Origin of the sequence: Paenibacillus sp. FSL R10-2771 (assembly GCF_038000205.1) — a bacterium.
Classification (GTDB): Bacteria; Bacillota; Bacilli; order Paenibacillales; family Paenibacillaceae; genus Paenibacillus_AQ; species Paenibacillus_AQ phytohabitans.
Genome location: NZ_JBBOBM010000001.1, coordinates 1,524,996 through 1,546,794, shown reverse-complemented (window position 1 = coordinate 1,546,794; position 21,799 = coordinate 1,524,996). Strand labels below are relative to the sequence as shown.

At 51.2% G+C, this 21,799-nt stretch carries 12 protein-coding genes; 4 read left to right on the top strand and 8 right to left on the bottom strand.

From position 1 onward, the window contains the following. Positions 1 to 11: 11 nt before the first annotated feature. Complete coding sequence (locus NSU14_RS06525; protein ID WP_340943629.1) at positions 12 to 644, bottom strand: universal stress protein; 633 nt, start codon at positions 642 to 644, stop codon at positions 12 to 14. Between the two features lie 192 nt (positions 645 to 836). Between NSU14_RS06525 and NSU14_RS06520 the strand changes: the two genes are divergently transcribed. Then, complete coding sequence (locus tag NSU14_RS06520; RefSeq protein ID WP_336103360.1) at positions 837 to 1,061, top strand: hypothetical protein; 225 nt, start codon at positions 837 to 839, stop codon at positions 1,059 to 1,061. 230 nt (positions 1,062 to 1,291) lie between these two features. Here NSU14_RS06520 and NSU14_RS06515 read toward each other — a convergent pair whose 3' ends face one another. Further along, positions 1,292 to 1,570, bottom strand: a complete 279-nt coding sequence (locus NSU14_RS06515) for an ATP-binding protein (protein WP_336103359.1) — start codon at positions 1,568 to 1,570, stop codon at positions 1,292 to 1,294. A 126-nt stretch (positions 1,571 to 1,696) separates the two neighbouring features. Continuing rightward, positions 1,697 to 4,396 (bottom strand): response regulator, encoded by a 2,700-nt coding sequence (locus tag NSU14_RS06510; protein ID WP_340943624.1) that lies wholly within the window; start codon positions 4,394 to 4,396, stop codon positions 1,697 to 1,699. A 179-nt stretch (positions 4,397 to 4,575) separates the two neighbouring features. Between NSU14_RS06510 and NSU14_RS06505 the strand changes: the two genes are divergently transcribed. Further along, positions 4,576 to 5,538 carry a hypothetical protein gene (locus NSU14_RS06505; RefSeq protein ID WP_340943623.1) on the top strand — a complete coding sequence of 321 codons (963 nt, stop codon included), beginning with the start codon at positions 4,576 to 4,578 and terminating at the stop codon, positions 5,536 to 5,538. Positions 5,539 to 5,811: 273 nt separating this feature from the next. After that, the gene (locus NSU14_RS06500) at positions 5,812 to 6,594 is read left to right on the top strand and encodes a class I SAM-dependent methyltransferase (RefSeq protein ID WP_340943620.1); all 783 of its coding nucleotides are present in this window, start codon (positions 5,812 to 5,814) and stop codon (positions 6,592 to 6,594) included. 126 nt (positions 6,595 to 6,720) lie between these two features. On the opposite strand, the gene NSU14_RS06495 is transcribed toward NSU14_RS06500, so the two are convergent. Beyond that, on the bottom strand, positions 6,721 to 8,784 hold the full coding sequence (locus NSU14_RS06495; RefSeq protein WP_340943618.1) for an S-layer homology domain-containing protein: 2,064 nt from the start codon (positions 8,782 to 8,784) through the stop codon (positions 6,721 to 6,723). A gap of 172 nt (positions 8,785 to 8,956) precedes the next feature. Beyond that, entirely contained in the window at positions 8,957 to 14,974 is a 6,018-nt protein-coding gene (locus tag NSU14_RS06490) for an S-layer homology domain-containing protein (protein WP_340943617.1), read from the bottom strand. A 290-nt stretch (positions 14,975 to 15,264) separates the two neighbouring features. Here NSU14_RS06490 and NSU14_RS06485 point away from each other — a divergent pair, with 290 nt between their 5' ends. Next, complete coding sequence (locus NSU14_RS06485) at positions 15,265 to 17,346, top strand: RICIN domain-containing protein (protein ID WP_336103355.1); 2,082 nt, start codon at positions 15,265 to 15,267, stop codon at positions 17,344 to 17,346. Between the two features lie 393 nt (positions 17,347 to 17,739). Here NSU14_RS06485 and NSU14_RS06480 read toward each other — a convergent pair whose 3' ends face one another. From NSU14_RS06480 to NSU14_RS06470, 3 genes are all read right to left on the bottom strand, one after another. Next, on the bottom strand, positions 17,740 to 19,263 hold the full coding sequence (locus NSU14_RS06480; RefSeq protein ID WP_340943613.1) for a glycosyl hydrolase family 28 protein: 1,524 nt from the start codon (positions 19,261 to 19,263) through the stop codon (positions 17,740 to 17,742). A 9-nt stretch (positions 19,264 to 19,272) separates the two neighbouring features. Next, positions 19,273 to 20,844, bottom strand: coding sequence for an extracellular solute-binding protein (locus tag NSU14_RS06475; protein ID WP_340943610.1), 1,572 nt, complete (start codon positions 20,842 to 20,844; stop codon positions 19,273 to 19,275). 80 nt (positions 20,845 to 20,924) lie between these two features. Beyond that, positions 20,925 to 21,797 (bottom strand): carbohydrate ABC transporter permease, encoded by an 873-nt coding sequence (locus NSU14_RS06470; protein WP_231575194.1) that lies wholly within the window; start codon positions 21,795 to 21,797, stop codon positions 20,925 to 20,927. Positions 21,798 to 21,799: the final 2 nt, after the last annotated feature.

Below are 21,799 nucleotides of genomic sequence, written 5' to 3'. Positions count from 1 at the left end.
GTATAATCCGCTTAACGGGGCTTAACCCATTCGTTCTGTACAATCCTCAAATATTGCGCTTCACCGTTTCTGACGATTTTGAACAGGCCGGTATTGAAATCCGTATCGAGCTCACGGAAGAAGACCCCCTTCATGGCTTCATCTCCATCCGGTTCATCCATAAGGATATGGCGGTCGCCCTCTTTGACCAGATAAGCAGAGAATCCTTGCTCATGGGACTTTTCGAGCAGCTCCGGATAGCGCTGCACCGCAACGATATGAAGATCAATCGGGCCCATCCGCTCCAGCAGCTCATTGATGAAGCTTCCCCGTGTAATCTCCTGCCACAGCGTTTGGCTTGACTGTCCGAGTACAATTTGCGTTATTTTATTATCCTTTGCAGTCTCCACAATCACATCAGCCGTTTTCCTGCCATTACATTTGCGGATCACAAATTGTCCGCCGACCTCCTGGGTCTGTTTCTCCCATCCAGACAGGTACTGCTGCTTCTCCCGGTTATATTCATTGTCTCCGGATGCATCTACTGTAAGCACAATCAGCGGAGCCTTGAGCAATTTGGCCAATTGTCCTCCACGCTGTATTAACCTCTGCCCGTGGGGGCCATAATGCACACACACCATAATGCTCTCATTGTTCATTTCCATTCCAATACCTCCGCAGCAGTAAATTTATTCCAGATAAAAACACAAAAAGAGCCCGCTGTTGGCAGGCTCCTCCGGTTAACTCCGTATACAATTATTGCAATTATATAGTCACCGAAGGAGAATGTAAAGGCAATTTGCGGTGAATAATCCGGGAAGCATCAGGAGAGCCTGTGTGAAAAGGAGGCATTCCCCATGTTAATACGTAAAATAATATGCAGCATTTTCCTGTTCGCCGCCATGTTGATATTTGGCTGGAAAATGGAAAACTTATTAATTTCTCATACGGCAGTATCACAAATAAGCAGCTTCTCCACTGAAGAATTTAGTTTCCGTACCGGAAGCTTTACTGATCCGCTCCCCATCAGCGTACCCTATCTCCCCCGGGAATATGTGAGAATTAGACGTATGGTTAAATAAAGTGGTCTGCTAGAGCAGGGCTATTCGATTATTACTCCTTCGCGGGCTGGCTACGGCAGATGGTACCTTCATTCAGTATCCTTCCCGTACCTGAGGTCTTGCAACAGTTCAGCCAAGAGGATATTGAACAATACCATATCCCTGAATCGAGATTATGCCTTCTTGACTCATGGGAACATTTCATATGGCTTGGCAATGGAGCCCGGAGCGTTGACACGGAATTGAATAAGTTACGAACCTGCCACAAAGCAAGGAATCGCGAATGCAAACGTACTGCCCTGTTCGCTGGTATCCTTAAGCCATACTTTGCCGTTCATTAGCTCAGCCAGCTGCTTACAGATGGAGAGCTCCAGTCCGGCTCCGCTATAGCTTCCCGGTGAACGTCTTTCATGAATTTGCGAGAAGGAGCGGAACAGGTTGGCTTTCTGTTCTACAGGCAGTCCAATGCCGGTATCCTTAACATCAATGGAGAAGGTGATCCGGTCTTCCGCAACGGCCTCAGTTTGCACAATATACCTCACCCTGCTCAGTAAATTTAAGCGCATTGCCTACCAGATTGGCAATGCAAACGTATTCGCCGGGATTAGCTTGCTCGCAGTATCCATGACCTTCGCAGCCTACTGAATAGCTCACTCTTATATAATCATTTTCATCAGGGTCAGTAACTGCTCCATATTAACGGGCTTGCTTAAATATTCAGTCGCCCCCGCCTCCAGAATTCTGGTTCTGTCTTCCTGCATCGCCTTTGCAGTCAATGCAATGACCGGCGTCTCCTGTCTCAACGGCATTTGTCTAATCCATTTGATCGTATCATAGCCATTCATCACAGGCATGATGATATCCATCAGAATCATATCAACAGCTGCTCCGGTCTGCAGGTACTCCACGGCCTCTTGGCCGTTAGTGGCCTTGGTTACGTTCAATCCATTTTTCTCCAGAATTTTCGTTAGCGCAAATAAATTCCTTTCATCATCATCTACGATCAGAACTTCTTTATCGGCCAACAGGGAGTAGTCGTTATAATATCCGGTCCCGGCTGCGGCAACCAGTTCATCCGGGGTTTCCGCCAGCTTTTCCGGCAGTGGATGCTGTTCTTCATAGACAGCAGCATGCCTGGCAGGCGGCAGATAGACGTTAAAGGTGCTGCCTGCCCCCTTTTCGCTAACCAGACTGATCTTACCTCCAAGTAATGAAACCAGTTGTTTGGTAATTGACAGCCCCAGTCCGGTGCCTCCATATTCACGCTCCGTATGCCCATCCGCCTGCTGAAAAGCATCAAAGATCAAGGCTTGTTTATTCTCAGAGATACCTATCCCTGTATCTGTAACACTAAACCGGATATAATAGCTGTCTTGTGCATCTTCCAATGGCTCAAGCTCATCTATGGAAGCTATACCAATTCTGAACGTAACCGAACCTTGCATTGTAAACTTAAACGCATTGGATAACAAGTTGCTCAGAATTTGCCGTAATCGCTGAGCATCGGTATAGATGATTTCCGGCACCCCTTCCTCCAGGTGTACATGGAAAGGAAGCTCTTTTTTCCGCGATAGCTGCCCGAAGCTTTGAAGTACCATTTCAGGAATTTCAGTGATATTAACCGCTTCAATCTCGATATTCATCTTCCCGGCTTCCACTTTGGACAGGTCAAGAATATCATTAATCAGAGCCAGCAAATCCTGTCCTGCAGAATGAATGGCATGCGAGAATTCAACCTCCTCGTCTCCAAGGCGCTCTGACTGGTTCTCCATTAGAAATTCAGACAGCAGCAAGATCCCGTTCAGCGGAGTTCTAAGCTCATGTGACATATTTGCCAAAAACTCAGATTTATATTGTGTGCTTTGCTGCAGAATCTTAGCATACTGGGTGAGCTCTTCCTGGGCTTGCTCCGCTTCCAGCGTTTTTTGCTCAGCCAGGACCTGCTTCTCTTCCAGCTTCTTGTTGGTGGCGTGCAGAATTTCCGTCTGGATATGAAGTTCTTCAGACTGTGTCTGAAGCTCTTCTGTATATACTTGGAGCTCCTCGTTCAAGCTTTGTGATTCTTTCAGCAATCCGTCGATCTTCATACTGCTCAGAGCACCATTGAGAGCTGCACCGAAATGCCCGGAGGTCGACTCCAGAAAGAGAATATGCAGACTGGATAAAGGCTTGAAAGATGCTATCTCCACAACGGCAAGCACTTCTCCCAGGAAGATGACAGGGATTAGAACCAGTGACTGCGGCGAAGCAGCACCAAGTCCTGAGCGGATATGGATGTAGGGCTCCGGCAAGTGATCTACATGAATCAGCCTGCCCTCTTTCGCACATTGCCCTACCAGTCCTTCTCCGAAATTGACTTGTTCGTGATCGCTATCCACAGCAGTACCCGCAAATACCGATACTCTTGTTAAAAAATCCTGGCCGTTATCCTGCGTGCGGACATACAGGGTTCCATAGGGATAATCCATAATTTTGGCAAGCTTACTTAGATAAACATCTCCCAGTAATGCAGTCTGCGTAATGCCCTGATATTCTGACAGCATCTCCTTCTCCTGCTGCTGCAGCCACAGCCGTTCTTGCTGATTATCCAGCAACAGATTAACGGCTTGTCCCAGGTCACTGATTTCATCATTGCTGGTAATTGAAATCCGTGTGCTCAAATTCTCAACTTTCACCAGATCAGTAAGCGTGCCTGTGATTTGGGAAGCCGTACGCGAGATGGAACGGGCGATGAACACAGATGCAGAAACTGCTGCTGCTGCGATCAGGAACCAGACGATATACAGCAATTCCAACAGCACTGTATTCCGGTCTGCCTGGTTTGTTATTAACCGATTGGTATTCTCATTCCTGTTGTCACGGAACGCACTGATCTGATTACGGATATGATCCATTTGATCGATGCTGGAATCTGTCTTGAAGAATTGTCCGACTTGACCGTCCTCTCCCGCTTTCTTCAATTGAATGACATGCTGGGCAGATAGCTCAATCCACTGCTCTATATTGTTCTTGATGCTCTGAAGCCGGCTTTGCTGTACAGAATCCATAGCATTTAATATAGATAATTCATCAAAATTAGTTTCCCACTCAGCCAGCCCCTGGCGGAAGGGCTCCAAATATTTATCATCACCTGTAATGACATATCCACGCTGGTCTGTTTCCATATCCAGTATATTTTTCTCGATTTGATTAGTCAGGCTGGTAATTTGCCGATCCTGATGTGTAATGAAGTTGGTTTCTTGCTGCAGGGAATTTATTCTCCAGTGGATGACGATTACAAATGCCAGCAGGCAGGCAATAATCAGAATCGTTAAAGAAAGAATTTTCTGTTTAATCGTAAAACGAAATTTCTTCACGAATGCCCTCCATCCTCAATTGACCCAAGTATAAGTCGGTTAGCCTGTTAAGTTTACACTTTTGTCAGAAGTTAATATAGTTCTTTTCTCTCATGGTTTTGCATTACTTATCAATTCCATTCCCCGGAATGGCATGATACATTATACGAATAGGAAGAACAATATGAAATTCACTTGTAATGGAGAATGAGATGAGAAATTTCACGAATGATACCGCCCGTAAAATTTTAGCCAATGAAATTAGCGTAGAAACATTATTACAACAGTATCCGGAGTATCAGGCAGAGGTACTGCAAGAACTAAGTATACTGAAAAGCACCCGGAATTCTAATCTAATTCCTGCCATTCTTGATAAATATACGGCAAGTGCAAAGATGGCCAATCATAAAATTTCCAAAAGCGGCTTTAATGAAAAAACAGTTAATGCCTTTCTGCCCAATGTGATTAAGGCCCGATTTGCCATCCATCTGCTGGAGCAGCTAAATATAACGGCTTCTTCAAAAACGCCTGCCGGAAATGTAAAGTTCAACCTCTGGGACGGCATGATCTTACAAAAGCTTTTATTCAAAAAGGGGCTTGAACGAAAGCCGGTTTCTCTGGGCCTATTCAGGCTGTGTTGGCGGATTCTCCTCAATAAAAAAATATTAATGCCTCTCGTCAATAAAAAAGGCATTTATTGTTTCTACTCAAAACCTTTAATTAGCGAACTCTCAAGCTTGATAGGCGATAAAAAATGTCTTGAAATAGCTGCAGGCGACGGTACGTTAACCAAGTTTTTAAACGAAAAAAACATCAACTGCACAGCAACAGACGACTATAGCTGGAAGCACTATATCGACTACCCCGGCTTCGTGGAACAGGCAGATGCCAAAGCTGCTCTTCATAAATACAGTCCTGAAGTAGTACTCTGCTCTTGGCCGGTACCTAAAAACCCGTATGAAAAACATGTATTTAAAACCGGCTCGGTTGACTTATATATCGTTCTTGGCACAAAGGATCCTGCGGTGACTGGAGATTTCGACGCTTATTACAGCGCTGATAAGTTCACAATGGAGCTCAGCGAGCGATTGTCCTCCCTCCTGTTACCTCCTTCGCCTGATAATGCTGTTTATATTTTCAGGCGGAAATCTGTTTCCTCCTAATCCCATTCCAGGGAACAATGCCGCTATCCGCACCCTCACTTGCCTGTTTCCCCGGACTTGATATCAACAGCACCTTTAGCAGCTGCCTTGATGTCTGGTCCCTCCTTTCACCTCCACAACTTAGGTCCGGAATGTCCAGAATGTCCGGCAAATCCGATATTCTTCTGTTACTCATCATATTTATGAGCGATTGCCATATAAATTAATCAAACAGTTACACGGGTGTTCCAAAAGGGAGTATTGCCCGCCTCACCCATTCAGGAAAAAAATGAAGTGTTGGAAATCCTGGACACCGAACAAAATGATGTTCTTTTTACGGGGGAACGTGTCGTCATTAACGATGTGGTCAAAAAGAATTACGGAGATGTGCTGGAAGAGCATCTGAACAGATACAGGTTAGCCCAAAAATACGTCAAGGATAAACGGGTGCTGGACGCCGCCTGCGGAGCGGGGTATGGCTCCAAAATGCTGCAGGCGTCCAGGGCCAGCCATGTACTTGGCGTAGATATCGATGAAGCCAGCTTGTCAAATGCGCGCAAAACTTATGGTCATGATCAGATTGATTATGCCTACGGCAATGTAAACAAGCTTGAACTGGAGGACAAAAGCTTTGATGTTGTTGTTTCCTTTGAGACCATTGAGCATATAGATGACGGCAGTGTATGGATTAAAGAATCCTCCAGGCTTTTAAAAGATGACGGGATCTTTATTGTCTCCACACCTAACCGCAGCATTGCGAACCCTTCCGCTTATTTTGTGGAGCAGTCAAGAAATCATTACCACAAATATGAATATACGATTGTCGAGCTTGCGGGAGAACTCCTGAAGGAATATGATATCCTGGAGCTATACGGGCAAACCTTCACTACGGACTATGTTGCCTTCCACACCCAGATTATCAGAAAGTCTAGAAATTTGGGCGCAGCAAGCACGCCTTATACCAATCCTGTCATTAGCGGCTACGAGCTAGTGGCTCTGGGAGAAGTAAAAGATATGAATCCTTTGTACGTGGTCGCCGTGTGCCGAAAAAAACGCGTTGCCCCCATGGACAAATAACATGGCAGGAACAACAACAGGACCGGCCCCAGCGGCCGGTCCTGTTGTTGTTCTGTATCTTGTTTCACAACCAATCACGCTTGCCCGAAACGGATTCGTGAACGGGGCAGCCTTGATGTCTGGTCCTTACAGTCCAGACATGTTCCCTCCCGGACTGACCTTCTGCAGCCTGACCAGAATGGCCGCTGCCTGCTCACGCACCAGAACCTGCTTCGGCTCGAAGCGGCCGCCGCTGCCGGTCATAACTCCGTATTCATTGACAGCTTGAATCGCCTGGCGGCTGGCCGGTGTCAGGCCTGCAACATCAGCTAAGCCCATACGTTCAGGACTGCCGTACGTGGTCAGCTGTGCAGCTTGGACAACCATGACCGCCGCTTCTTCCCGCGTAATGCCGCGGTCCGGCTCAAACTTGCCTGATGCGGGGCTAACAATGCCGAGTTCAACGGCCTTAGTGACGGTACCGCTGTACCATTTGCCTGCTGGTACATCCGTAAATCCGGTGACCGTCTTCCCGTCAGGGAACACATGCAGCAGCCGTAGCAGCAGGGTCAGAAATTCGGCCCGGGTCAGCTTTTGCTTCGGTGCAAGCACATTGCCGCCGGCACTCACGCCCTGAATATACCCGCTGCTCAGCGCCATAGCGATATCCCCCCTTGCCCAGGCGGCAACTTTACCGGCATCAATAAATCTGGCCAGCTCAGGGGAAGCAATATGCAGTGCAAACGTACGCTTGGCTAACGCGGGAGCGCCATCTTTACGGTATTTGGTAATCTGCACAGGATAAACGCCTGGCTTCATTCCGGCAAAGGATACCTTTCCGGCGCTGTCGGCGACTACGCTGGTCCCCTGAAGAGTTACCGTCACCCCAAAGGCCGGAAGGCCGCCTAGCTGGCTGTTCGATCTGGTGATCCGCAGCGAAAACGGTGTATTGGCAGTAGCATAACTTCCGCTCTGCTGGCCATACTGGTCCTTCCATTCCACCGTTATCCGGTCTAATAGCTCCGTGTCATCGGCATAGTACACCAGCAATTGGTCGCCGTCTCCAACGGTAAGCCTGGATGAAATGTTCTCAGGAAACAGCCAGGCGCTTCCCCCGCTGTAAACGGCAATTTTCCATTCTCCGCGTCCGTTGTACCGTCCGTTCTGAATTCCTTCAATAGCTGTGAAGGCCGGCTTGGCGGCATCTGCATTCAGCTTATAAGCAAGACCCTTCGACTGTAAAAAAGCGGCGGCCGTCTTCACCGCATCACCTCCCGTTATCCGTCCGCCGGCAAGCGTACCGCCGGGGCCTTCAATCTGGATCACCGCCCGCTCAGGTCCGGTATGATGCAGTCCGCTGTACAGAAGTCCTGCCTGTTCCGCCAAAAGCTTGTATGAGGTCAGGGCAAGATAGCTGTTCACCGTGGCTGAAAGGTCACTTGAGCCGCCCGCCATTTGCGCAAAGCCGCCGCCCGGGAGCTGCGCAGACAGCAAATGGTCCAGCAGCGATGGCCCGCCTGCTTGCGCAAAGTCTGCCGCATCCATTCCCAGAGAGGATAGAGCAATAATCACTTTCGCCGTGGTCTCAGTCTTGCCGTCCAACCCGCCGTCCGGCTGCTGCTTGTCCCTCAGCCACTGCACAGCCTTCTCTACAGGCTCCTCTGTTAGTTCCGTTCCCGCTACCGAAGCCAGCGCCGTGAGCACCCGGGCTGTTGATACCGGATCTCCATTACTCCGGCCGGCCATGGACCAGCTGCCGTCCGCCAGCTGCATGCCGAGCACCTGATAGAGGATCATATCGGGATAACGGTTCGTCCGCTCATAAGTATTGAAGGTGGAGTTATTCGTAGTAATATAAGCAGCAGCTACAACGGCTGCCCCTTCTGAATCAAGACCGGCATGGTTCATGAGCAGCGGATACAAATCAATGCCGGCGGTGTTGTTGATATTCCCGCCCGCAGCACTATAAGCCAGCGCAGTCTGAATCAGATCGGACGCCTTGGCGAACTTGCCCCGCTGCTCCAGAATCCGGTCTGCGGTCCTCTCCAAATATCCCTTGGGCAGACTGCGCCCGTTCTTGAAGAAACCTACGGCTGCTTCGTCTGGAAACGGCTGTTCAACCAGCAGAACACGCTCTGCCTTGTCAAGCAGCTGCTGCATTTCCGCTGTGAAATGCACCGTCGCCTTGGGTCCTGCAGACGGTTCTGCCATTATTACCCTTCCATCCATCAATAGCAGCAATATACATAATGCAATAAGTGCAGTCTTCCTGATCAACCATTTCATTGGTGCTGCTCTCATATCTATTCCCCTCCAGTGCGTTTTGCTAGTCCTATAAGGTTAGACGCAGATGAATGGGAATTTGTTCCTCATCTGGAGCAGCCTAAATCAATCCCAGCACTCTTGCCACAAGCACCGCAGCTTCCGCCCGCGTAGCCTGTGACTTGGGAGCAAAATCACCTGAGCTCCGGCCTTCGATGAAGCCCGCTTCAGAGATGAGATTCACCGCCTCTACGGCAAACGCGGAGATTAGCGGTGTGTCGCTGAAGTTGACGGCTTCATGATGCTTCGGCAGTTCTTCTCCCGCCGCTTTCAAAACGCGGACGGTGATGACCGCCATTTCTTCCCGGGTAATATTGCGGTCTGCACCGAAGGTACCGTCCCCGTATCCCGTAACAATTCCCAAGACCTCCGCTGATGCAACCGCATCCGCATACCACTGGCCGGATCTCACATCCTGGAAAGAGGAGCTTTGGCCTGACTGCACTAATTCAAAGGCTTCCATCATCATCTTCAGGAAGTCGGCACGGGATACCGCGCGCCCTGGAGCATAACTATTATTCCCGGTCCCCTGCACAATTTCGCGGGCCGACAAGGCTGTAACGGCATCCTTCGCCCATGAATAGGGCTCCATGTCCTTATAAACAGTTGGAACCGGGAGCACCGCATACGAGCTGAAGTGCTTGACGCTGAAGATAAGTCTTCCGGCTATTCTGTCATATTTGGAATTCCGGATCACCTCCAGGCCTCCGTCATCACGCAGGGATGCAGCGACCAGTCCATATACGGATTCATCCGCTTGCGGCGAATAGGGAATCACTACCTTCACCACACTGCCGTTGGCGAAGATGTTCACGCTCTGTCCGTTAACGGAAAGTCCGAGCTCATATACCGGCTTGTTCTTGAGCAGACCAGACAGCGATGCCTGCCATTCGGACCGGTCTGCCTGCCCGACCGACACGGTCAGCTTATCTGTTTCCATCAGGTTACCGGCCGCATCCAGCGGAATTAACAATGACGCTAAACTGGACTCAACCGACAGAAACCTGATTCCTTCCCGCTGTGACTTGAGCCAGGCACTGGCTGGAAGCTCCAGCACAAGGGAAGATAACCCTGCGTTCGTCTGCACCTGAATATGCAGGGTGTCCTCCTTATTCTGGATCGCCTGCTTGAGGACTTCCTCCAGGCTCTCTTCACTTAGTGTGATTAGCGCTGCTCCCTGATGTACGGCAGGAACAACCTGAATACGGCTGCCATGTACGCTTATTACTGTCTGGACCGGGGCCGGAATGGCGGTCCCTCCTGTATTCCCGCCGTCAACTGGTGAAGCCGGTGGTGACGGCGTTGGCGGTGATTGCGTTGGCGGTAATTGATCCTCCTCCTTCAGTGTCTTCACCGTATAGTCATTACTTGAAGCTTTGTTACCCGAATCATCGAAGGCGGTCACCCGGAACGTATATAACGTATCCGGCAATAGCCGGGTGAAGCCATACTCATAGGTATCCCCTGTCACCGTTCCATGTACTTCTCCGTTCAGCAGGACCTCATAACCGGCCACCCGGACGTGATCAGCCGGGGCATTCCAGCCCAGCTTCAGGGAATTCGCGGTAATGGAGGAAGCCGTTAATCCGGCTGGTGCTGCCGGAAGTACCGGCGGCGTTGGCCAATCTTCATCCATTACAGCCACATTGGCGACTGCCGGCACATCCGTGCCGTAGACCGCGCCGGTTACCGTGAAGCTTCCCACGGAGCTGTATTGAACCGGATCGATATCCTGCCATAGTACAGACAGGGATCTGACCGTCTTATCGCTATACACTGCCCTTACTGCTGACGGCAGCACCGGAGCTGTTCCTACTGCTGTTTTTACTTCCACCTTATTCAGACTGACAATGACCGGTTGGACCACCAATTGCTCCATAGCTGTAAGCAAGCCGGTGGCTGCTGCATCGATAGCGGATTGGGCCGCATCCGCAGCCAGGTCCAGCGCGGCAGCTTTTGCCGTATCCAGAGTTACAAGACTCTCTTCCGTATAGAGGTCACGCTGCACACCTTCGGCCTGCCCTCTCAGATACTCCAGCAGTGTCCGGTCAGCTGTCTTCTGATAGAATTCCAGCTCCGCCACGTTGGCGTTCCCGCTTGGGGAATAATAACGCAGATAGCGGTAAGCTGTATCTTCACTTATGGCAGCCGTATGCCATTCAGCGGTGGTGATACCGCTTATGGTGTATAGATCCGTGTAGTGCTCTCCATCTGCAGAGCCCTGAAGAATCGCTCCATTGACCCTTCCGAGATGGGCCTGAGTGCTTCTCGGATAGAATTTGAAGCTGGACAACGCCTTGTCATTGCCCGATCCCAGATCGGTAACAATCCAGCCCGGATTGGCTTTGGTATCGGTATACGTAGCCTTGTCGCCGTCGAAGGCCTTCCAGCCGTTGACAGCTTCGGATAATTTCCCGTCCCACGAGATATGGGACGCCTTCACCATCGGTTCGGTAACTGCTATTCTCTCCGCTGGCAGCTCCGTGACCGTAACCAGCAGCCGCTCCGTCTGGAACAGCTCATTAAGCAAGGCCAGCATATCTGCGCCTTGATCTCCGGCAGCTTGCACAATCCGGTCCGCCTCTTGCTTGTACTGATAGTAGCTTAGCCGGGTGTATCCTTCAGGCCCCTTCACCTTCGACTCAAGGACTGCGGCAGGAATACTATATTCGCCGTATATTTCTGCTTCAGCTACATTGCCGCTCCATGAAGCAGGGTTCACTATTCTTAAATACCGGTAAGGATTGCTGTCCTTCAATTGTTCTTCATTAATATAGGTCCAGGATTGGTCAGCCGCCCCAGACACAGCCGGGATGAGATTACTCCAATTCAGCTCATCATTGGAGCCTTGAATGATCAGGCCGTTCATCCGGCTGGCATAACCTGTTCTCGGCAGCAGAATGACGCCGCTGAGCCTGATTGACGCATCTGGCCCGAAGTCCAGCGTATAATAAGCCCCGTTGCCGCTGGCCAAGTCTCCATAGGTTGCAGTGTTGCCGTCAAACAGCAGATAGCCGACCTTGTCTGCGGGCAGACCATTACTGCCGTATTGGGCACTTGAAGCCGTCACACGGACCAGCTTCGTGACATCCACATATTTGGACTTGTTTACATAGTAGAGCACTGAATGATCTGTAGTGAACAGGGCAGGCGCGGCCGGCAATCCGCCTGCGGTTGTATAGTTAATAGAGAATTTGATCTTGCCCGCCGGCATAGCGCTGTCCATGATTACAGAAGCTGTCCAATTGATCCGGTCTGTGGTGTGAACGGAGGCTTGCCGGCCCTGTAGGGTAACCTCTACACCCTCAATAGGTTCAGCAGATTGGAAGGACAGGTCCACCCTGCTGCCGGTTTCTACCCTGTTCTGAGTACTCTGCGGGGAGCTGAGCGTTACAGACTTCAGCTTGTTATGGGTCTCATGCCGCAGGCCATAGATGCGAAGCTCGGACAATTCGAACATCGTGCTTGACGGCTCGATCATCTGAAGCTTCAGGAAACGGAACTGGCCTTCCTGCTGAGCTTCACCGACCTCCAGAGTCTGCATTGCATCCGATACCGTAGTTACTCCCGGAGTGAGCCGGGTCCAGGACTCCTTGTCATTCGAGCCATATACTGCAGCCCCGCCAATCCGCTCAGGGAATCCGGTTCTGACCTGAAGCGCGAAGGCCGTGGCGGATACCTTGAAGTTCACCCCGAAATCCAGAATATAGCTGAGACTGTCGGCCAGATAATAACCGGCAAAGCTGTCCGGCGCGTTATCGATCAGATTACCAATCTCTGTACCGAAAGTGGAAGAAGCTACCGTATCGAAATAACGCATGCTTCCGTCTTTCATCAGGGGTGTCAATTCCTTCAGACCTTGGGCGGCGAGATTCAGCCCGGCCAGCTTCCGGTACATCTCTTCATCGGATGCGCTTGGTAGCGCATTCGTCACATCGTCAATCATGGCCATATATTCCGCCAGTGTCGTGGAGATGTAGCTGGTTTCCGGATTGTACCTGCCGGCAGCAGCCGTTGCCGCCTCCTGCCGGTTCCTGCCTACTGTAACGGTTACAGCTTTGGCTGTTACGGCAGCTCCATCGTCCGCGCTTAAGATCAGGGAATATACCCCCGGCTGCTCCGGCATCCAGGAGAACTCACCCGTGCTCTCATTGAATACAGCCCCTTCAGGTTTAGGGTCCAGCTGATAGGTCACAGTATCGCCTGCGGCTGCATCTTTGGCAGACAGATCAACCTGAAGTGCAGCTTCAGAGCCCGTATAGGCATATGCATTCACATCTGTCGGTCCGGAAGTTAAGACCGGCGGGGTCAATCCGGCTGCCGGCGCCAGCAGCAGATGATCGATGTCGACCAGTGTTCCGGGACCCGTAACCTTGAAATAGATCAAATCGCCCAATCCATGATATTGATCCATGGTCAGCGTTATATATTTCCACTGGTCCTTCGTATCCGGCAGTACGAGCTCTGATTCCGTCCATCCGTTAACTTCCAGCCTCGCTGTTCCATTGGTCCGGATGCGGAGAGCAACTGTCTTCAGGCTTGTGCTTGAAGCGACCACAGAAACCCGGCTGCCTGCTTCTGTAGCCTTAACCTGCACGTAGGAAATGTCTCCTTCTTGCCGGGTCACCGCATTGGAATCCAAGCTGGTAGCCCGCTGCTCGATTTCTGTCCAATCTGCGCTGGGCGAGACTTCGGGCAAGGTGGATGCCCCTTCGGAAGCCGCTTCCTTCGGGATGAACAGCCAGTAGTCCGCCCCGCCATCGGGTGATTCCCAGTAATACGGCGTCCGCTTATTGAACATTTCGGCATAGTATGGAGCTTCCTTCTCTATATCCAGCCCCATGCTGTATTTATAGTAATAATACTGGCCGTATACATTGCCGCCGATCCGCCCCCGGTATGCACCGGACAGCACTTTATAAATTACCGGATTTCCTTCCGCGTCGTAGCGGGCCACAACGGGAGTCCAGGGTGTGTCATAACCCAGCATATATTGGGCGAAGTAATCCGCCGCCTTCAGAATCCGGTTGCCCAGGAAGGCGTAAGCGGTTACAGCATTATCCGCAGTGGACAGCGTTCCATCCGCCGGATCAACCTTCGTGCCCTGGGCATCCAGTAACCGTCCCAGAATCTCCACATTGGTAAGATCTCCAGCGCCGTGAGCCTGGTCCCGGCCCATCTCCACATGCTGAACTCTCGGCGTCTCCAGCTGTTCACCGGTTACGGCGTCTTCCGTCACCAGCCGGAACAGCTGCCGGATCGCACCGTTCTGGCCCTGATCCACGGCAGTCTTATTAACCGTAAACCATTCAACGCCTTCCTTGTACCGGTCCATATTGTCTGTGAAGATATAACCGGACATCGCCCCGAGCAGCGGATACAAATGCTGGTTCATGAAATAGTTATTGCCGTGCAGAAAGGTCTCCGTCATCGGCACAATCAGATTGGACGTGAATTTGGCGGTATCCGCTTCCGTCCAGCTAAGCGCCCCGTTCCGGGCAACGGTGTACCGGAGAATCTCCGCCGCGGTCACCATCCGGTTCAGCGGAATGCCCATATGGATATGAGAGTCCGTAAAATACGTATACTGGGCCGGGTCCATCTGCTCCCAGATGCGGATAATAGCCATCGCATTGGCCCGATAAACTTCATCTCCGGTAATGTAATACATGAGAGCTTGCGTATACGCACTTAACCCGTCTGTAACGAATGCTCCCTTGCTGTTCACGGCGACGCTTTTTGGCTTGGACGGATCTGCCGCGCTGGCCAGGTTTGATGTAACGGTTCTGGAAGCATACGACGACTTCGTCATGGCCGCGTAATACGAAGCCCAGGGCTCCTGCCCCGCGATCACCTGCTCGCGCATATTTTCCAGAACAGACTTGGTCACTCCCACCCCGGGATGGGTAAACCCGCCTCTGACCGTCTCATGAATAATAACCAGATCCGTGGGTTCAGGAATACTGGCCTCCGCCTTAGCCATAGGCAGGGCAATATCTCCAATCAGGGTTACAGCTAACAGGATGCTTGAGATCATAATGACAAGCGCTTTCGATAACTGGGATTTCCGGATGCTCATATCCAACCTCCTTGTAAATGAATAACTTTGTGTTCTACAATCCATTTCCTCGCGGAAACACGGCTCATCATAGCAAATTCTCAACTTGCTATCTATTGTAAATTCTTTTGTTTTCTTATGTTTTCATTCAAACTTTAACGAAAGCTCCAATCCCCCCGCAGGAAAGATCCTGATTATAAAAAGCATTAAGAAATGCACTCTTTCTAATATAATTGGAATTTATTCCCGGACGGGATTGGGCTATAGTACGGGATGGAAGCGATTCCATAATAAGAAGGAGAGCTGATAATATGAAAAAGTTTGTGATGATCCTGTTAATCCTCACCCTTGCAGCAGGTTTAACCGGACTCGTACCGGACCAGCAAGCGGAGGCGGCTCCGGCAGGCGGCTTTGCACATCCGGGCCTGCTCCATTCGCAGGCGGATTTCGACCGCATGAGGCAGATGGTGAATGCCGGAACCCAGCCGGTTCTGGATGGGTGGAACCAGCTCGTGAACAGCCCGCTGTCGCAAGCCGGCTGGACCCCGCAGGCAACCGCCACGATTATCCGCGGCGGCACCGGGGACAATGTGGCTCTGCTCTACAACGATACAGCCCGGGCTTACCAGAATGCCCTGCGCTGGAAGATCAGCGGCAGCACGGCCAACGGAGACACCGCTCGCGATATTCTGAACGCCTGGTCGTCCACCCTTACGGCCGTCTCAGGCAATGCGGACCGTTATCTGGCTTCCGGCCTCTATGGTTATGAACTGGCCAATGCAGCCGAACTCATGCGGGATTATCCCGGCTTTAATCTAACGCAGATGCAGGATATGCTGATCAATGTCTTCTATAAACCGCTGAATGAACGGTTCCTGATCGGCAATGAATACGGCCAGGACCACAATGACGCCTACATCCAGAATTACTGGGCCAACTGGGATCTGGCTAATATGGCTTCGGCTGTGGCTATCGGGATCTTTTGCGACCGTGCGGATATCTACAATATTGGAGTTGAATATTACAAGCATGGGGCCGGCAATGGCTCGATTTACAACGCGATTCCTTACCTTCATCCGAACGGGCTGGCCCAGTGGCAGGAATCCGGGCGCGACCAGGCGCACACCCAGCTCGGCGTCGGTCTGATGGCTGTGATTAACGAAATGGCCTGGCATCAGGGCGACGACCTGTACGGCTGGGCGAACAACCGCTTCCTGCGGGCCGCCGAATATGTAGCCAAATACAATAACGGGGCAGATGTGCCGTTTGCCGCCTACGAGTGGGGTACCGGCACGAACGGTGCCGTCCAGTCCCAGACCGTTGTCTCCAATGCCAGCCGCAATGAGGTCCGCCCCATCTGGGAAATGATCTATAACCATTATGCCAACCGGAAGGGACTGTCGGTCCCCAATATTGCTGCCCGCGCCGCGCTGACAAGACCGGAAGGTGGCGCGAATACGCAGTATCCCTCCACCTTTGACCAGCTTGGATTCGGCACGCTGCTCTATACCCGCCCGGCTGGCTCCGGGGAATCAGCCTCTCTTCCAGGAGGCAATATTCCGGATGGCACGTACCGCTTCTCCGTCCGTTTGGACGGCAAGGCTATGGAAGCCGCCGGTACGGCGAACAACTCCCCGGTAAGGAAATCAACCTATACTGGAGCAGTCAGCCAGCAATGGACCGTAACCCATCTTGGCGGCGGCCAGTACAGCATTAAGAATGTGCAGAGCGGGCTATTCCTGGAGGTCGCAAGCGGCTCTCTGGACCATGGAGCCAAATTCCAAGTCTACTCCGGCAACGGCGGAGACCATCAGAAGTTCGCTTTCATCCCTACGGGCAGCGGATACTACCGGATTACCCCTGTGCATTCGAATAAGCCGGCCGACGTGGTTAACGCCTCGACTAGTGAAGCTGCCCTGATTGATCAATGGAGGTACACGCTCGGCAGCCACCAGCAATGGAGACTCGAACCGGTCTCCGTGAATATCCGCCTGCAGTCTTATAACTATCCGGACCGCTTCCTCCGGCACAGCAGCTACCGCGCCCGGATAGATGCCGGCGTCTCCCCTGCCCAGGATTCACAATTCAAGGTGGTTACCGGCCTGGCCGGTGTTGGCGGTGTATCGTTCGAGTCCGTCAACTACCCGGGACGGTTCCTGCGGGTTCGGACGAATGGCGAAGTATGGCTGGACCAGAATGACAGCACAGCAGCCTTTAACAACGAGGCGACCTTCCGCCGTGTAGCCGGTTTAGCCGACCCGCAGAAATCCTCTTATCAGATGTGGACAGACCAGACCAAATATTTGCGTCACAGCAATTATCTGTTATTTGCTCAGGCCGAGTCCGGTTCTGCATTTATCGCAGATGCTACCTTTACCGAGGTCACTCCTTAAGCCTGTTTGAGAAGGATATCCGTTAGCACTTGGATGGACGCTCTTTTATTGAATTAAGCCACAGATTGACCAAAAACGCATAGCAGCGCTTCCCCTGTTATTGGGGGAGCGCTGCTCTACGTTTTGGTCTATGACTGCTCGCTTCAGCAGATTGCGGGCAATCGAAAGCCCCGGTTGTTCTTTGGTCCTGAAACACTTTCCCCGCTTAAACAGCGGAGAGGACGGACTGATTGTGTAAAAGCGGCAGCGGTCGCCTTGGTCTCCGGATTTTCACCGTTAAGGGGAATGAAAAAAATCTGGAGAGCACAGCGATTGGAACAACGGTCCGTTCACGGAGCGTCCATCCAAGTGCTGACGTTGATCCTTCTCAAAAAATAAGATCTGTCCCAACCCTCACAACACCTTTATTCCATGAGCATGCTTCCCGATGATGACATACGGCTCTTCTAATTGAAAGGCGCTGCCGTTCACCGTTACATTCTCGAAAGTAACGTCCTGAATAAACCGGATTTCATCATAACCCTCAATATGTGAAGGGTTCGTGCAGGTACCGTTAAAGTGAATGTTCCTGAACGTAATCTGCTCGATCCGCTTGCCCGGAGCCGGGTTATATTTCTCATTCTGCAATACCCGCAGATTGAACAATTCACCAAGCTCAAACGATTCAATCCGGATATCCTCATAAGATACATTGCGGACTGTATTGTTGTCGCCTGCGTTAATCGCCAGGCAGCCCCAGTAATCGGGCTGTGGCTCATGATGCTCCAGGATATCAAGCTCCGTGAACCGGATATTCTCAATCACATCACCGTCTCCGTCATAATCACCGTGTGTGCCGATATTGACCGGGTGGGCGACATCCGCCCACAGGATGGAGCCGCTGACCGTGACATCCCGTGTATCGCCCCGGAATTCGCCGCGCGATGCATACACCGCAATACAGTCATCAGATGTGCGGAGGAAACCTCCTTCAATGGTGACCTGTTTGCAGGCCATCATATCAATGCCGTCACACCAGCCGCGCGTACTGAACGATTTCAGGTTGCGGATCAGGATATGCTCCGACTGGCCGAGAAGTACGGTGTAGTGTGGAGGATCAATTACGGTTATCCCTTCGATGTGGATATGACTTGAATACTTGATTTCGAAGCCCCGGTAAAAGGTATTCTTCTCGTAATCCGACATGTACAGGATCCCCCTGCCTTTAACCGTGACGTCATGAACCCCGTCACACACAAAACCTCCATAAACGACAGCACCTCCCGGAATATACACCGTGCTGCAGGATGGGAGGTGCAGCAGCGGTTCATCCAGCCGGTGAATGCCCGGTCTGAAGATAACGATTCGCTGGAATCCCGCATCCGTAGTATGCCCCAGCTGTTGCTGAAGCTTCTCTGTATTATGGACTCCCGGCTCCAGCATCAGAAGCTCACTGCCTTCCATGTCCGGCAGCTGCTCTTCCGGCGGATTCGCAAAAATATGAAGATTATGAAACCGTTCGCCATTGACTTCAACCGACAGCAGCTTAGGCCCGTCAATGGTGAACGACAGGCTGCGGCCGCTTATTTCCCCCACTAAACCGGCTGATAGCGGCCGGATCACAGCCTCGCGGACCGTCTCAGGATGATACTCGACTTCAATGTCAACTGTTCCGGAGCAATCGAACATGACCATTGATGCGTTCCGTACATTGTGCATATCCACTTTGACGTTGTAGCTGAAGAGCGGCCTCCACTCCTCACCCGGCGTCCGGACGCGGACAGAGAAATCCGGGTTGTGCACGGCACCCTCCGGTGCCGGATAGACATGAATCCAATTGTCAGATAGCAATATTCCCACTCCTGTCAGTAAATGATGAAACCGGCCATGCTCAGACATGTCTCCATGTCTGCACAGCCGGTTTACGATTTCGTGCATGTAATAGTGTTACTTGCTGCGCTCTTCGTAAATCTTCTGGGCTTCATCCAGCTCCGCTTGTCCGCCTGACTTCAGCCACTGGGCCTTGAAATCATCAAATGCCTTATCCGTGTCTGCTTCCCCGGTGATAGCTTTAATATAGAATTGGGTCTGAAGCGTAGTCAGAATCGTCTCATATTGCGCCTTTGTAGTCATGACGGTCGATTGCATCAGGTCTGTCAACACAGTGAGTCCGTCAATTTTGGTGTACTTGTCACGGAAGGCAATTTTGTCAGCAGAGAAATGATATTTGGTCATCGCTTCTACCTTGCCGCCAAGCGGGTTATAGAAGCCTACACCTAATGCGGCCAAGGTCTCCGCAGGATTCTCAATAGCAACGGCCAAATCGCCCTCCAGATTATACGTTACCCCTTCCTTGCCGAAAGTGGTGGTCAGATAGCCTTCTGCATCCGTTGCGGCATATTCCAGAATCTCCAGAATCCTCTGTCTTTTCTTTTCATCCTTCTCAAGCTGAACGCCGAAGAAGATCGGAGGCTGCAAGGCGCCATTGGAGAACGCATACTTCTTGCCGTCAGGCCCTGTAAGCGGAGTCCCCGGCACCAGCTCAATTCCTTTATCCGCCGCTACCTGCCCGAAATATCCATCCTTGTACAGATGATGCCACATCCCGGTATCGAACATGCCGGTTCTCAGGCTGATAAATTTAGTCTGAATTTCACCATTGCCATCCGTAACGAATTCGGGATCAATAATTCCCGCTTCGAACCATTTGTTGAGCAACGCCAGACCTTGTCTGGCACCTTCGGTGATCGCACCGTATTCCACTTTACCGTCAGCTCCCAGCTTGAACTGGAACGGGTTCACACCGTAAGCGGCAAAGATGGGATTAAACATCTGCATTTGCGCATCTTTACCGCGTCCGGACATCCCGAAGGTATCCTTCTTGCCGTTGCCGTCCGGATCGCCATTCGTGAACTTGGTCAAGACATCTTCCAGCTCCGTCAGATCTTTGGGAGCCTCGCTATAACCAATCGCTTTCAGCCATTGTCCGTTATACCCCGGCATGAAGCCTGTGCTGCCGTTGGACCATACCTTTGGAACTCCCCAGTTCTTGCCGTTATAGCTTCCCGCATCCCATGCCTTGGGATCAACACTCTCCACGTCTGCCACATATTTAGGCATATAAGTCTTAATATCCTCCACCGGAATACTGGCGATTACGCCCTGATCCGCCCATTGCACCATGTCCCCGACACTTCCATCGACAGCCAGAACATCCGGTATGTTGCCGGAGGCAAGCATGACCCCAAGTTGTTCTTTCCAGGTCGCGGTTTCAAATTTCACATTTTTAATCTTGACGTTGAATTTCTGCTCAATGAATTTCTGCACATAATTATTGTCAGCTTCCGGTGCGTTCCAGTTGTTCGCCCAAGTGATTTCAATTGGCGCTTCCGTTCCCGGATTCGCCGGAGCATTGGATGAAGAAGTACTATTATTTCCGTTATTGCTGCACCCGCTGGCAAGCAACGAGGTGGACAGCAGCAATGCTGCCATACCGGTCAACCATGGTTTTGTTTTCATTTTTCTAATATCCTCCCTTTTGTTCTCTGATGCTTGTTATTTAAACAATGCCGCCTCTACAGCAGATTGAGTAAATCCTGTTAACCTTTGAGCGAGCCTACCATTGTACCCTTGACGAAATATTTCTGCAGGAACGGATAGACAATGATAATCGGCAGAGCCGTGAACATCAGGGTGGCCGCCTTAATCGGCTCCTGATATCCCAAAGCCGTGTTTGTTGTATTGGAGGCGTACATGGACAGGTCCTCGCCTGTGATCACAACTCTCCGCAAAAAGGTGGTTAGAACCTGCTTGTCAGGGTCCTGGATATAGAGCACCGCGTCAAACCAGGCGTTCCAGTGCCCAACTGCCGACCATAGAGACAGAGTAGCCAGAACCGGCAGGGACAGCGGTAATACAATCTGGAAAAGAATCCGCAAGTCGTTCGCTCCGTCAATTTTGGCCGAATCCTCAAGCTCATCCGGAATCGCCTGGAAGAAATTGCGCAGAATGAGCATGGAGAAGGTGCTGACCAGCCCCGGTAAAATGTATACCGCCCGGGTATCGAGCAGCCCGAGATTTTTGATCAGAAAGTAGGTTGGAATCAGCCCGCCGCCGAAGAACATCGTAAATACGATCAGCAGCGTAAACACATTGCGGTGGGGCAGATATCTTCTCGACAGAGGATAGGCGCCCATGGACATGAAGAGAACCGAGCATACCGTACCTACTACGGTTCTGAAGACGGTATTGCCGAAGCCGATCCAGATATCATGTTTCCCGAGAACCCGCTCCCATGCATACAACGATACCTGCTTCGGATAGAGATGGATGCCCAGTCTTAACGACTCTGCAGGACTGCTGAACGAGATCGACAGCATATGAACGAATGGATATAACATGATTATGCAGAGAATAACCATGAACGAAATCAGAAAGATTTGAAACAACGTACTTCCTTTGCCTTGTCTCACTG

What these genes read in the sequence shown, in the direction of transcription:
- NSU14_RS06480 (WP_340943613.1), bottom strand. Translation starts at nt 19,263, where the DNA reads ATGCACGAAATCGTAAACCGGCTGTGCAGACATGGAGACATGTCTGAG.
- NSU14_RS06520 (WP_336103360.1), top strand. Translation starts at nt 837, where the DNA reads ATGTTAATACGTAAAATAATATGCAGCATTTTCCTGTTCGCCGCCATG.
- NSU14_RS06495 (WP_340943618.1), bottom strand. Translation starts at nt 8,784, where the DNA reads ATGGCAGAACCGTCTGCAGGACCCAAGGCGACGGTGCATTTCACAGCG.
- NSU14_RS06490 (WP_340943617.1), bottom strand. Translation starts at nt 14,974, where the DNA reads ATGAGCATCCGGAAATCCCAGTTATCGAAAGCGCTTGTCATTATGATC.
- NSU14_RS06505 (WP_340943623.1), top strand. Translation starts at nt 4,576, where the DNA reads ATGGAGAATGAGATGAGAAATTTCACGAATGATACCGCCCGTAAAATT.
- NSU14_RS06485 (WP_336103355.1), top strand. Translation starts at nt 15,265, where the DNA reads ATGAAAAAGTTTGTGATGATCCTGTTAATCCTCACCCTTGCAGCAGGT.
- NSU14_RS06525 (WP_340943629.1), bottom strand. Translation starts at nt 644, where the DNA reads ATGGAAATGAACAATGAGAGCATTATGGTGTGTGTGCATTATGGCCCC.
- NSU14_RS06475 (WP_340943610.1), bottom strand. Translation starts at nt 20,844, where the DNA reads ATGAAAACAAAACCATGGTTGACCGGTATGGCAGCATTGCTGCTGTCC.